We start from the raw sequence: 12,885 nt of genomic DNA, 5'->3' as shown, positions 1-12,885 counted from the left end.
CGAATTTAAACATCATAATTTTATATCTGAATTTAATAATCGGTATTATAATTTTGGGGGAATAATTAATGGTAAAAAAAGCTATTATACCTGCAGCAGGATTTGGAACGCGACTTCTTCCAATTACAAAGGCACAGCCAAAAGAAATGCTTCCAGTACTTGGAAAACCAATAATTCAATATGTAATTGAAGATTTAGCAGATGCTGGAATTGAAAATATCCTTATTATTACCGGTCGTGGAAAATACGCAATAGAAAATCACTTCGATAAAAATTTTGAACTTGAAGAAAGATTGAAGAAAGATGGTAAATGTGAAGCTTTAAAAGCAATTCAGGAAATAAACGATTTTGCACACATTTATTATATCCGACAGGGTAAACAAAAAGGCCTAGGCGATGCAGTTTATTGTGGAAGGGAGTTTGTTTGTGACGATTATACAATCATAATGGTTGGAGATACGATTTACTCAGGAAATGTTCCAAAAAAACTTATCGAAGCCCATGAAAAGTATGGATGTTCAGTAATTGCCCTTGAAAGAGTTCCAAAAGAAGATGTGTATAAATATGGAGTAATTTCTGGAAAAGAACTTGAAAAAGGTATTTTTGAAATAAATGATCTCGTAGAAAAACCAAACGTGGAAGATGCACCATCCAATTTGATAATTACTGGAGCATATTTATTATCTTCAAAAATATTTGAACACATTGAAAATACTGAACCTGGAAGGGGCGGAGAAATTCAATTAACGGATGCAATGAATGCACTTTTGAAAGAAGAAAAAATAATTGGTGTTGAAGTTGATTTCAAACGTTATGATATTGGAGACATCAAGGGATGGCTTGAAGCAAACGTAGAACTTGGAATGGAAAACATAGATGGATTTAAGGAATATATCGGGGATTTATGTAATAAATAAAAATATATATAAAATTTAAATTTTGGTGAAATTTTGAAAATTTTGGTAACTGGCGGTGCAGGATTTATTGGAAGCCACATTGTTGATTTATTAATCGAAAACGGGCACGATGTATCTGTTTTGGATAATTTAAGCACTGGAAATGAAAAAAATTTGAATTCTTCAGCAAAATTTATTAAAGGAGATATTTTAGATAAAAATTTGGATTTAACCGGATTTGAATGTGTAATTCATGAAGCAGCACAAATCAACGTTAGAACCTCAGTTGAAAATCCAGTTTTTGATGCAAATATAAATGTTTTAGGAACAATTAATATTTTAGAAAAAATAAAAGAATATGGCGTTAAAAAGATTATATTTTCGTCTTCAGGAGGTGCAGTTTACGGTGAACCCGAATATTTACCAGTTGATGAAAAACACGCTGTAAATCCATTATCTCCCTACGGTTTAAGTAAATTCTGTGCAGAAGAGTATATTAAATTATATGCTAGACTTTACGGGATCGAATATTGCATTTTAAGATATTCCAATGTTTATGGGAGTAGGCAGGATCCTCTTGGTGAAGCAGGAGTTATTTCAATTTTTATTGATAAAATGAAAAAAGGGGAAACTCCAATAATATATGGTGATGGAAATCAGACCCGAGATTTCGTGAATGTAAAAGACGTTGCAAAAGCAAATTTAATGGCCCTAGATTGGAAAAATGATATTGTAAATATTGGTTATGGAAACGAAACATCTGTAAATGAACTTTTTAAAATTATCGCTTCAGAAACTGGTTTTAATAAAGATCCAATTTATGAAAAAGAAAGAGAAGGCGAAGTTTATAGAATTTATATTGATTATTCCAAAGCTAAAACTTTGGGTTGGATTCCTGAATTTGAATTAGAAAATGGAATTAAAGAGATTTAAAATATTTTTATTTTTCAGGGGATATGATTGGACTATAAAGAACGAATGATCAAAGGTACTAGCTGGAATTTTTTATTTTTAATATTGGCTGCTCCTATTGGATATTTTGTAAGGATACTTTATGCAAATTCCTTAACGAAAGTTGAAGTGGGATTATTTTATGCAATTTTGGATTTAATAGGTATGATTGCAATTTTCAGGAGTCTTGGATTGAATAATGCAGTTATTTATTTTATTCCCAAATTTTTAGTTCAAAATAAAAAAGATCTTATAAAATCAACATTGATTTCTGTTTTAGTTATTCAGATATTGGTGGCAATACTGGTGGCATTTATAATGTATCTGGTTTCCCCTTTAATTATTAATAATTATATAAATAATCAAAATCAATTTGGAGATTTTCAGTTAATTTTTAACCTATTTATAACAATGATTTTTGGATATTATATTTTTGATGGAATAAAATCCATACTTTTTAATTCAATACAAGGATTTCAAAGACAAAAACTGTTTAGCACATGTAATTTTTTAAATATTTTAAGCATCTTGTTCTTATCACTTATTTTTCTTTATTGGGGGTATGGGGTATATTCTCCGGTATTGGCTTATACGTTTAATTCAATTTTAATGATTGGATTATATGGAATAATTTTTTTTAAAAAAATATTTCCAGAATTTTTTAATGAAAAATTTAACCTTTCAAAAAAACTTTTAAAAGATATTTTTTCATATAGTATGCCAATAATGTTTGGAAGTGCAGGGTTTATTGTAATGGGGTACCTTGATTCGATATGTTTAACTTACTTTACCGGACTTGATGCAGTTGCAGATTATCGAAATGTTGCAATGCCGACAGTTTTAGTATTAAGTTATTTTGCATCGGCAGTATGTAGGGTAATGCTTCCAATGAGTACTGAAATGTGGGAAAAGGGGGAAAAAAAGAATCTTTCAGATGGTTTAAAAAAAATATTATCTTATTCCTTTATAATTTCAGTTCCATTTGCAGTAGTTTTGGCACATTTCCCGACAGTATTGATAAATTTATTTTTTAATGAAAATTATTTAACAGCGGCCATTCCAATGTCAATTTTAAGTTTTGGAATAATCTTTTTATCGATGAATAACATCATATTTAACGTATTCAATGGAATCGGAAAACCGCATATTTCAACAAAGATATTATATATCGGGGCATTATTTAATTTAATCTCTAATTTATTATTAATTCCAAAATTTGGAACAGTTGGGGCAGCATTTACTACAACACTGAGTTACGTTTTAATTCAAGTTTTACAGGCTCATTATTTAAATAAATTTTTAGATTATAAATTTCCTGTTAAAAAATTCGCTTTATCGGTAGCTTCTGCAATAATTTCGATAATACCTTTATTAATTATAAAAGAAATGGTTTCAAATGAATACTTGTTAATATTATTATCTTGTATATTGTATTTCATAATGTATTTGTTATTGGTATTTTTATTAAATATACTAAATTTAAATGAATTGAAGAGTTTTAAGCTCTGGTGACTTGAATGAAAAAAGCATTAATTACCGGAATTACTGGTCAGGACGGATCTTATTTAGCAGAATTTCTTTTAGAAAAAGGCTATGAAGTTCATGGACTAGTTAGACGATCAAGTACAATTAATACGTGGAGGATAAATCACCTGTATGGTAATCCAGAAATTCTTGATAAAAAACTTTTTTTGCATTACGGGGATTTAACGGATATTACCAGTCTTACAAGTATAATTGGAAAAATTAAACCCAATGAAATTTACAATTTGGCTGCGCAAAGTCACGTGAAAGTTTCTTTTGAAATTCCTGAAGTTACTGCAAATATCGATGCTCTTGGAACTTTGAGACTTCTTGAAGCAGTAAGAATTTTAGGTTTGGAAAAAAGCACTAAACTATACCAAGCATCAACTTCTGAATTATATGGAAAAGTTTTAGAAACACCCCAGTCAGAAACCACTCCGTTTTATCCAAGAAGTCCTTATGGGGTTGCAAAACTTTATGGGTATTGGATAATTAAAAATTACCGTGAAGCATACGATATGTTTGCATGCAATGGAATATTATTCAACCATGAATCTGAAAGAAGGGGACTCACTTTTGTTACTCGAAAAATAACTGTCGGATTATCTAAAATAAAATTGGGATTGCAGGATGTTTTGGAGTTAGGAAATTTGGATGCTAAACGGGATTGGGGCCATGCAAGAGATTACGTTGAAGCAATGTATTTAATGCTACAACAAGAAATTCCCGAAGATTATGTAATTGCAACAGGTGAAACCCATTCCGTTAGAGAATTTATTGAACTTGCCGGAAAACATCTTGGAATTGATATTTACTTTGAAGGAACTGGTGCAGATGAAGTTGGAATTGATAGGAATACTGGAAAAATCGTAGTTAAGGTTAATAAAAAGTACTTTAGGCCAACTGAGGTAGATTTACTTTTGGGGGACCCTTCCAAAGCCAAAGAACTAAAATGGGAACCAAAAATTAAATTTGAAGAACTTGTTGAATTAATGGTAAAATCAGACTATGAACTTTTAAAAAGCGGAAACTTTGAACTTTATTAGGTGAATAACATGGATAAAAATAGTAAAATAACTATTTTTGGTGGATCGGGCCTTGTCGGAAGTTCAATTTTTAGACAACTTTCTAAAAAAGGTTATTCAAATGTAAACTATCCATCAAGTAAATCCGTTAACCTGTTGGATAAAAATCAGGTTGAAGAATACATAAAATCTGAAAAACCGGAATATTTATTCATGGTTGCAGGGTTAGTTGGCGGAATTTACGGCAACATGAAAAGAAATGCGGACTTTTTATACCAAAATTCAATAATGATTCTCAATGTTTTAGAATCAATTAAAAACTGTTCTAAGGATACAAAAATACTATATACTGGTTCAACTTGCATATACCCAAAAGAAAATCCGCAACCTATTTCTGAAAATAGGCTTTTAAACGGCCTTTTAGAAGAATCTAACAAAGGTTATGCACTTGCTAAAATTTTAGGAATTGTTGGATGTGAATTATATAAAAAACAATACGGAATAAATTCGATCTGTGTAATGCCCACAAATATGTATGGTCCAAATGACACGTATGACCTTGAAGATGGGCATTTTATTCCCTCATTAATTAAAAAGTTTGTAGATGCAAAAAATAACAATTTAAAAGAACTTACCTTTTGGGGAACTGGAATTCCAAGAAGGGAGGCCCTATATGTTGATGACTGTGCTGATGCATGTATTTACTTAATGGACAATTATAACAGTCCTGATATCATAAATATTGGAACAGGATTTGATTATTCGATAAAAGAGTATATCGAAATTATGAAAAAAGTGCTTGACTTTGATGTTGAAATTAATTGGGATTTATCAAAACCCGACGGGGTTTTTGAAAAAAGAACCGATATTTCGAAATTAAAAGAAATTATGCCTGAATTTAATCCCCGAAGCTTTGAAGATGGCGTTAAAGAAGTTTTGAATGATGATTTTTAAGAATCAGTTTGGATAATATAGTTAAATTTAAGGAGATATTTCTAAAAAGTGTAAATTTGTGAGATTGTGAAGATAATACAGTTGAAAGGCGGGCTTGGAAATCAAATGTTTCAATATGCATTATATAAATCACTAAAAAAGAGGGGACAGGAAGTTTTATTGGATATATCGTGGTATTTAAAAAACAATGCACACAATGGTTATGAATTAGAGTGGGTTTTTGGATTAAGCCCTGAGTATGCATCCATAAGACAATGTTTTAAATTAGGGGATATTCCCATAAATTTAATATATAATGTAAAACGTAAAGTTTTTCCTAAAAAAACACATTTTTTTGAAAAAAGTAATTTTAATTATGATAACAATGTTTTTGAAGTAACTAATGGTTATTTTGAAGGTTATTGGCAAAATGAGAATTATTTTAAAAATTTTCGTTCAGAAATTTTAAATGATTTTTCATTTAAAAATATTGATAAAAGAAATGCTGAATTTTCAGAGTATTTAAAGTCCATAAATTCTGTTAGTGTCCATGTACGGAGGGGCGATTATGTAACTAACCAAAAGGCACTGAACGTCCATGGAAACATATGTAATTTAGAATATTACAATAAAGCTATAAACTTGGCAAATAATAATTTGAAAAACCCTAAATTCGTAATTTTTTCAGATGATATAACTTGGTGTAAATCTAATTTGGGGATTGATGATCCAGTCTATGTGGATTGGAATACTGGACCATATAGTTATCAGGATATGTATTTAATGAGTAATTGTAAGAACAATATTATTGCAAACAGTTCTTTTAGTTGGTGGGGAGCATGGTTAAATCAAAATACTGAAAAAAAGGTTTTTTCACCTAAAAAATGGGTCAATGATCGAAACAATGTTAATATTGTACCAAATGGGTGGATTAAAATTAAATGAAAAACCAATGATATTTATAAAACGGTGTTATGGGTCATATGCAAAATTTGTGATTATGGCGTTATATAATGAACCAAAAGCTTATTTAAAAGAATTCACTGATGGGTTTAACTTAATCATTAAAGTTGAATTATAGTATAACTTGAAAAATATTCTCAAAAGATAAAAATAATGCTAATTAATACGGGGCACACTATGAAAGAAAGATTATATGCCATATTAACCTTAAATCCAAATTTTTATATAAAACCAATTCCAAAACAAGGAAATAGCATATTTTCAAGAATTCTCCATCATATGTTGACTTCAATAATATCAATACTCCTTTCAGGGGAATACCCAAACACGGATGCCATAAAATGTAGGTTTGGTCACCACGTAGGCATAGTGGTGTCGGAAGCCGCAGAAATAGGGGAAAATACTGTAATCCAGCAGAATACTACAATTGGAAGGAATTTAAAAACCGGAAATGCTCCAAAAATCGGTAATTTTTGTAGGGTGGGCTCAGGTGGAAATATCATTGGGCATACAAAGATTGCAGATAATGTAACGGTTGGTGCAGGATGTAATATCGCAGAAAGTAAAATTGGAGCGAATACAAAAATCGGAATGGGCTGTACAATAGTCCACACAAAAATCGGAAAAAACTGCAAGATATTATCTGGGGCAGTATTGAATGGGCAAGAAATTCCGGATAACTCAATAGTTAAACCTGTAATAAGTAATATAATGGGGCCTTATTAGGTGCTAAGTGGTGTATACTACATTAATTAATGAACTAAAAACAACCGACCGTTATTATGGGATATTATATTTTTTGGATATTTTAAAAGGGGCATTTGATATCACACTTAATGAGCAATATATAAAAGTTAAATATTATTCTAAGTTAAAAAAACAAACTTAACTTAACGAATCCAAAACATTAAATGAAAAAATCCCGAATACGCAAAACATGCTGATAAATTGATGTTGGGAACCACATTTCTAAACTATGGGTGAAGAATACATTATTTCATGGTGAAATGGCAATTGATGACCTTGATTTTTCGAAACTTCTTCAACTTGTATTAAAATGTAATCATGATTCGGGAAGTGTAGTAATTTGTAAGGATAAAACTAAGTTTGATTTTAAAGAAGCTAGGAGAAAACTCAACAGATGTTTAAAAAGGAATTATTATTATTTATCAAGAGAATGGCCGTATAAAAACGTAAAACCCAAGATAGTCTGTGAAAAATACCTTTTAGATAATGAAAATTTGGAGTTAAATGATTATCGGTTTTTATGTTGTGATGGAAACCCTAAATTTATAATGGTAGATTTTAATACCACCGATAAAACCAAAAAAAGAAGAAATTTATATGATTTGGAGTGGAATTTGTTAGGTGCTGAAATTTCATATCCTCGAGAGTTGGGAATCAAATGTCCGAAACCAAATAATCTTGAAAAAATGATAAATTTGAGCAAACGTTTGTCCAAAGGAATCCCGCATGTTAGAGTTGATCTTTATTCAATCAAAGATAAAATCTATTTTGGGGAAATGACTTTTTATCACCAATCTGGAACTGCAAAAATAAATCCAAAAGAATTTGAAATTGAAATGGGAAACTGGATAGAATTATCTAAAACAAAAAAATGAGTATATAATATGTTGAATCGTATGGCCAATTAAATTTAACAATATTTTAAGGAGTTGCAAAATGCATCCAAAAATTTCAGTAATAATGTCTACATATAATGAACCAGTGGATTACATAAAAAATTCAGTAGATTCAATATTATCCCAATCATTCAATGATTTTGAATTTATAATTATTTTGGATAATCCTAACAATTTTGAAATATGGGCAGAACTCGAGAGATATGCTTCAAAAGATGATCGAATAAGACTAATAAAAAATGAAAAAAATCTTGGAGCAGCAGAATCACGGAACAACGGGATTAATATTTCAAAAGGAAATTATATAGCAATTATGGATGCTGATGATATTTCCTTACCATATCGGTTAGAGGTACAGTATGAATATATGGAAAAAAATCCTGAAATTTTTTTAATTGGTTCGGGAATAATTGATATGGATGGAAACGGAAAAGCGATTGTAAAACATAAAATGATTACTTCAGAAGCCCGATTAAAAAAGATACTCGAAAAAAGAAATTCAATAAATCATCCTACAATAATGTTTCGAAATAATGGAAAAACCTATTATCGAGAAAAATTTGTAAATGCACAGGATTATGATTTATACTTGAGGTTACTCTCCGAAAAAAAACGTTTAAAAAATATTCCTGAAATTTTGGTAAAATATCGAATAAATCAAAATTCCATTTCATGCTCTAGAACAACTAAACAGAAATATTATGCTAAAAAAGCTTTAGAATACTATGAACAGAGACTTAAAACAGGTTCCGACAATTACTCAGAACTTAATGTTAATGAAATTGAAAATTTGATGTTAGATTGTTCAAGTGACACTCTAAAAGCGAATATTGAAGTAAATTTAAAATTGGGAAATTTTAAAGATGCTAAAAAATTAATGAACCAGTACTTTAATACTGAAGGGTATATTAACGTAATTTTGATATATTATATATTAGCATGTTTTGGGAAAAAAATGTTTTTTGGAATTTATCGCCTATATTGGGATTTTTTAAATATTATTAAATAAATTATGTTTTAGTATATTCAAAGAATCCATTTAATATTAACCTTAAAAATTTAAAAAAACTTAAATTTTTGCCGTAACTTTTGTATTTTAAAAGTGAAAGTATAAAACAGAGCGAAAGTCCTCCCAACGTACCATACATTCTTTTAAATGCAGCACCTTTTGAGTAAACAGAATGTTCTGTCCAAAATGTTCCGGAACTTTCAATTGGATGTATTACTATTTGTTCTGGAACAAATATTACATTTAATCCATTATCTAAACAATCTTTTAGAAAAATATTTTCTTCACAGCCTATATATTTAGAAAAACCAAAATTTTCATCAAAAGTTAATCCTTTAGAAATTACCGGATCTCTTTTAAACGAAATTTCAATAGAACTAACCGATAGTATACTTTTTAAATTATGTTTAAATTTTGTTTTAGGATAATTTTTTCGCTCTTTCCCATCAAAATCTACTGATTTGTACGTTACGATATCTATCGATTCACTACTATACGAGGATTTAATTTTTTCTTCAAAATTATCAACAAAATTTACATCATCATCACAAATAATACATATGTCACCAGTGGCATGTTTTAAAGCATTATTTCTATTTTTGGATAACCCCTTATCATACATATAAACATATTTAACATTATTGCCAAGAATTTCATTATATGGTTTTATACTTCCGTTGGTAATTTGATGAGAGATTACAACTTCACAATTTTTTAATTGTGGCAGTAATTCTTCCTTAACTCGTTTAATATTTTCATTCATTGTGGTAATTAAAACACATAATTTAAGCTTTTTCATAATTTAAAACCTTAAACAATTTTAAAACAACATTTGTGGGTAAAAAATACATCAAATGCTCTAAAAAGTAATATATAACTCCAAAGATACTAAAAAATTTTTTATCAAAAAGCCATTTTTTCTGAATATCCAATGTAAATTTCAAAGTTTCTTTTAAGTTGGTCGTTTTTCCTTGAGTTTTACTTACACGATATTTTATTAAAAATTCATCTAAATTTCCAATTTTAAAAACTTTAGCAATTCTAAACCACAATTCATAATCCTGACATCGAGTATATTTTTCGTTATAATGTCCAACTTCATTTAAAACAGATTTTCCGATCATTGCAGAAGGCTGAGCGATTTGATTTTTTTTAACCATATTTTTAATTATTTTTTTAAAATCTGTTTCATATTTTCTAGATCCTATTATGGCGGAACTTTCATCAATTATCAAAGTATGGCTTCCAATCAACCCGTAATCCAAGTTTTTTTCCAAGAACATAACCTGTTTTTCTAGTCTTTCTGGTAGGGATATATCGTCACTATCAAAAATTGCAATATATTTTGAATTTGGAGACATTAATTCAAAACCTTTATTTCTTGTTTTTACAATTTTTAAATTCTGTTCGTTTCTAAATGCTTTAATTCTATTATCTTTTTTAGCGTAATTTTGAATTATATTCCAAGAGGTGTCTGTTGAAAAATCATCAATTATGATAAATTCAAAATTTTCATAAGTTTGATTTAAGATTGATTCAATTGCTTCAGGCAAATATTTTTCATTGTTATAATTTGGCATTATAACAGAAACTGTTGGATTATTTTCTTCCCCAGTCATCATCAAACCTTATAATATCGTCTTCTTTAAAATATTCTCCAATTTGTATTTCTATCATTTCAAGAGGGAGTTTCCCAGGGTTTTCTAATCTGTGCTTTAAACCTGATTTTACAAATGTACTTTCCCCATTTCTTACAAAGTATTCTTCACCTTCAACAGTAACTTTCGCCATTCCTTTTACAATAACCCAGTGTTCGCTCCTGTGGTGGTGGAGCTGGTAGCTTAATTTTTTTCCAGGAAGAACAGTAATTTTTTTAATTTTATAGATTTCTGAATCTTCTAAAATTTCATAAATTCCCCATGAACGGTAAACTTTTTTATGGAGTTCTGCTCTTTCATCTTTTTTAGATTTTAAAATGTTTACAATATCTTTTACTTTTTCAGACTGGCCTTTTTTACAGATCAATAACGAATCTCTCGTATCTACAATTATTGCATCATCGATACCAATTAGTGAAACTATTTTTTTATCGGATGTATTTACTAAATTTCCGCTTGAATTTATGCAGATATTTTCAACAGGGGTTATGTTTTTATTTTCATCAGTTTCAAATTCGTCGTAAAATGCATCAAAGCTTCCAAGGTCATTCCAAGTAATATTTATCGGAACAACTGCCACATTTTTTGATTTTTCCATTATTCCATAATCTATTGATATGTTTGGAACACTTTCAAAGGTTTTTTCAACGTTTTCAGTTTCAAATGCTTCATAAATCTCAGGAGCGTGGATTTTAAGTTCATTTTCAAAAATATCTGAATTTAATAAAAACATGCCGCTGTTCCAAAGATAACATTTGTTAATATATTCTTCGGCAGTTTTCAAATCAGGTTTTTCTTTAAATTCTTCAACTAAATTTCCGTTTTCAAGTTTTTTTCCCGGTTTTATGTATCCATATCCCGTATGTGGTTTATTTGGGGTTATTCCAAAAGTTAACAGGTATTTTTTCGCAAGTTCTTCAGAATTTAAAAATGTTTCAAGTAATAACTCTTCATTTTCTATTAAATGATCTGAAGGAAAAACAGCAATATTGAATTCGCCTGATTTTTTAAAATGTTTAATGCCGTAGTATATTGCAGGAAGTGTATTTTTAGCAACAGGTTCGATTAAAATGTTTTTTTCAGGAAAGTTTAAGCCTAATTCTTCAATCTGTCCTAAAATTAAAAATTTATACTTTTCATTTGTTACAATACAAATATCTTCAAGATTTCCATCTGCAAGATTTAGGCTTCTTTCAAACGTTTTTTGAAACAATGATTTGTTCAATTTTTTAAATTTTATAAATTGTTTTGGGAAATATTCCCTACTAAGTGGCCAGAGTCTTGTTCCACTTCCCCCTGCTAAAATTATGGATTTCATAGTCCCACGTCCAAAAATTTTTTAAAATTTCTAATGTTCCATTTTCCAAAGTACGTATGTTTTCCATTTAATTTAATGTGGTTTAATGTTAGGCCATATTTTAAATATAAAAGTTTTGGAACTCTTGCAACAACATTTATTTCGTCTTCATTATCATTCAAAATAAAAAACGGTTTTAAATAATCAATTTTTGGATTATTGTACGCGATATTTACGAGTGCAGGGTAGTGAATTCCATTAATTTCACCAAAAAACCAGCCCTTAATTTTATCCCATAAAGACTGTTTTAAATAGATATACTTGCAATCAAAGCTTTTTCCCTCAAAATCTATTGAAAATTTTCTAAATTCTGTGTTATTTAATTTTTTATTGAACAAATCAATCGATTTTGAAAGATCTTGTTTATGTTTCAAAATTAAATTTTTTGGAGGTAGCTCTTTTTTCAAAATGCAATTTTTAACAATATCGTATTCTTTAATTTTATATATTGAGTTTAAATTTGAAACATATTCTTTTAATTCAATATTATATTTCGAAAAATAATATGTATTTCCAAAAAGTAAATCTTTTACAAATGGTTTATACCCATCTGCAACTTTATTTTCACCAAGATTTAAAATTAATTCTTTTAATCTTTCTTTTTCAAAATTATCAAGTTCAAAATAAGTTTTTGAAGGGTTTAAATTATTATTTCTTATAAATAAAATCGATTCTTTTTCAGAATTAAAGAGCGGAATTTCGTTAAAATAATAAAGCATTTTAAATAATGGGTAATTTTTGCCATAACTTGCAAAATCATTTTCAATTTTTTCAATCCCTAAGGTTTTGAGGGTTGCGTTATCAAATACGGGTTCTTTATTTTTATAAATACTATCAAGTATATTTAAAAAATTTAAAATTTCTTCGTTATTATTTTCATTTTCAATCTCTAAAATCAAATCCGATAACATATAAACCCCCGTAAA

General features: G+C 28.8%; 13 protein-coding genes. 9 read left to right on the top strand and 4 right to left on the bottom strand.

What is annotated here, in order from left to right:
* The first annotated feature begins 68 nt into the window (after positions 1-68).
* The 9 genes from galU (at position 69) to HNP90_RS04865 (ending at position 8,944) form a co-directional block, all read left to right on the top strand.
* The gene (gene galU / locus HNP90_RS04905; RefSeq protein WP_011976747.1) at positions 69-917 is read left to right on the top strand and encodes a UTP--glucose-1-phosphate uridylyltransferase GalU; all 849 of its coding nucleotides are present in this window, start codon (positions 69-71) and stop codon (positions 915-917) included.
* 33 nt (positions 918-950) lie between these two features.
* Positions 951-1,829 (top strand): NAD-dependent epimerase/dehydratase family protein, encoded by an 879-nt coding sequence (locus HNP90_RS04900; RefSeq protein WP_011976746.1) that lies wholly within the window; start codon positions 951-953, stop codon positions 1,827-1,829.
* 27 nt (positions 1,830-1,856) lie between these two features.
* Positions 1,857-3,359 carry a flippase gene (locus HNP90_RS04895; protein ID WP_011976745.1) on the top strand — a complete coding sequence of 501 codons (1,503 nt, stop codon included), beginning with the start codon at positions 1,857-1,859 and terminating at the stop codon, positions 3,357-3,359.
* A 5-nt stretch (positions 3,360-3,364) separates the two neighbouring features.
* Positions 3,365-4,417, top strand: a complete 1,053-nt coding sequence (gene gmd, locus HNP90_RS04890; RefSeq protein WP_011976744.1) for a GDP-mannose 4,6-dehydratase — start codon at positions 3,365-3,367, stop codon at positions 4,415-4,417.
* A 9-nt stretch (positions 4,418-4,426) separates the two neighbouring features.
* Positions 4,427-5,350 (top strand): GDP-L-fucose synthase family protein, encoded by a 924-nt coding sequence (locus HNP90_RS04885; RefSeq protein ID WP_011976743.1) that lies wholly within the window; start codon positions 4,427-4,429, stop codon positions 5,348-5,350.
* 66 nt (positions 5,351-5,416) lie between these two features.
* Positions 5,417-6,274 carry an alpha-1,2-fucosyltransferase gene (locus HNP90_RS04880; protein ID WP_011976742.1) on the top strand — a complete coding sequence of 286 codons (858 nt, stop codon included), beginning with the start codon at positions 5,417-5,419 and terminating at the stop codon, positions 6,272-6,274.
* A gap of 195 nt (positions 6,275-6,469) precedes the next feature.
* Positions 6,470-7,018 carry an LbetaH domain-containing protein gene (locus HNP90_RS04875; protein ID WP_011976741.1) on the top strand — a complete coding sequence of 183 codons (549 nt, stop codon included), beginning with the start codon at positions 6,470-6,472 and terminating at the stop codon, positions 7,016-7,018.
* A 281-nt stretch (positions 7,019-7,299) separates the two neighbouring features.
* Complete coding sequence (locus HNP90_RS04870) at positions 7,300-7,914, top strand: ATP-grasp fold amidoligase family protein (protein WP_052288943.1); 615 nt, start codon at positions 7,300-7,302, stop codon at positions 7,912-7,914.
* Positions 7,915-7,975: 61 nt separating this feature from the next.
* Positions 7,976-8,944, top strand: coding sequence for a glycosyltransferase (locus HNP90_RS04865; RefSeq protein ID WP_011976740.1), 969 nt, complete (start codon positions 7,976-7,978; stop codon positions 8,942-8,944).
* Between the two features lies 1 nt (position 8,945).
* Here HNP90_RS04865 and HNP90_RS04860 read toward each other — a convergent pair whose 3' ends face one another.
* The 4 genes from HNP90_RS04860 to HNP90_RS04845 are packed head-to-tail and all read right to left on the bottom strand — an operon-like array spanning position 8,946 to position 12,870.
* On the bottom strand, positions 8,946-9,743 hold the full coding sequence (locus tag HNP90_RS04860) for a glycosyltransferase family 2 protein (RefSeq protein WP_011976739.1): 798 nt from the start codon (positions 9,741-9,743) through the stop codon (positions 8,946-8,948).
* Entirely contained in the window at positions 9,730-10,563 is an 834-nt protein-coding gene (locus tag HNP90_RS04855; protein ID WP_011976738.1) for a glycosyltransferase family 2 protein, read from the bottom strand. Before HNP90_RS04855 ends, HNP90_RS04860 begins: the two co-directional genes overlap by 14 nt.
* Positions 10,544-11,920 (bottom strand): mannose-1-phosphate guanylyltransferase/mannose-6-phosphate isomerase, encoded by a 1,377-nt coding sequence (locus HNP90_RS04850; protein ID WP_011976737.1) that lies wholly within the window; start codon positions 11,918-11,920, stop codon positions 10,544-10,546. The genes HNP90_RS04855 and HNP90_RS04850 overlap by 20 nt, the downstream gene beginning before the upstream one ends.
* The gene (locus HNP90_RS04845; RefSeq protein ID WP_011976736.1) at positions 11,917-12,870 is read right to left on the bottom strand and encodes a hypothetical protein; all 954 of its coding nucleotides are present in this window, start codon (positions 12,868-12,870) and stop codon (positions 11,917-11,919) included. The genes HNP90_RS04850 and HNP90_RS04845 overlap by 4 nt, the downstream gene beginning before the upstream one ends.
* Positions 12,871-12,885 lie beyond the last annotated feature (15 nt).

The organism is Methanococcus maripaludis, from assembly GCF_013760955.1.
Classification (GTDB): Archaea; AGJL01; Methanococci; order Methanococcales; family Methanococcaceae; genus Methanococcus; species Methanococcus maripaludis_A.
This window is presented reverse-complemented; position numbering and strand designations above follow the sequence as displayed.

Excerpts from the sequence above, each read along its gene's own strand:
- galU (WP_011976747.1), top strand. The coding sequence starts at position 69 with ATGGTAAAAAAAGCTATTATACCTGCAGCAGGATTTGGAACGCGACTT.
- gmd (WP_011976744.1), top strand. The coding sequence starts at position 3,365 with ATGAAAAAAGCATTAATTACCGGAATTACTGGTCAGGACGGATCTTAT.
- HNP90_RS04885 (WP_011976743.1), top strand. The coding sequence starts at position 4,427 with ATGGATAAAAATAGTAAAATAACTATTTTTGGTGGATCGGGCCTTGTC.
- HNP90_RS04875 (WP_011976741.1), top strand. The coding sequence starts at position 6,470 with ATGAAAGAAAGATTATATGCCATATTAACCTTAAATCCAAATTTTTAT.
- HNP90_RS04870 (WP_052288943.1), top strand. The coding sequence starts at position 7,300 with ATGGCAATTGATGACCTTGATTTTTCGAAACTTCTTCAACTTGTATTA.
- HNP90_RS04865 (WP_011976740.1), top strand. The coding sequence starts at position 7,976 with ATGCATCCAAAAATTTCAGTAATAATGTCTACATATAATGAACCAGTG.
- HNP90_RS04860 (WP_011976739.1), bottom strand. The coding sequence starts at position 9,743 with ATGAAAAAGCTTAAATTATGTGTTTTAATTACCACAATGAATGAAAAT.
- HNP90_RS04855 (WP_011976738.1), bottom strand. The coding sequence starts at position 10,563 with ATGACTGGGGAAGAAAATAATCCAACAGTTTCTGTTATAATGCCAAAT.
- HNP90_RS04850 (WP_011976737.1), bottom strand. The coding sequence starts at position 11,920 with ATGAAATCCATAATTTTAGCAGGGGGAAGTGGAACAAGACTCTGGCCA.
- HNP90_RS04845 (WP_011976736.1), bottom strand. The coding sequence starts at position 12,870 with ATGTTATCGGATTTGATTTTAGAGATTGAAAATGAAAATAATAACGAA.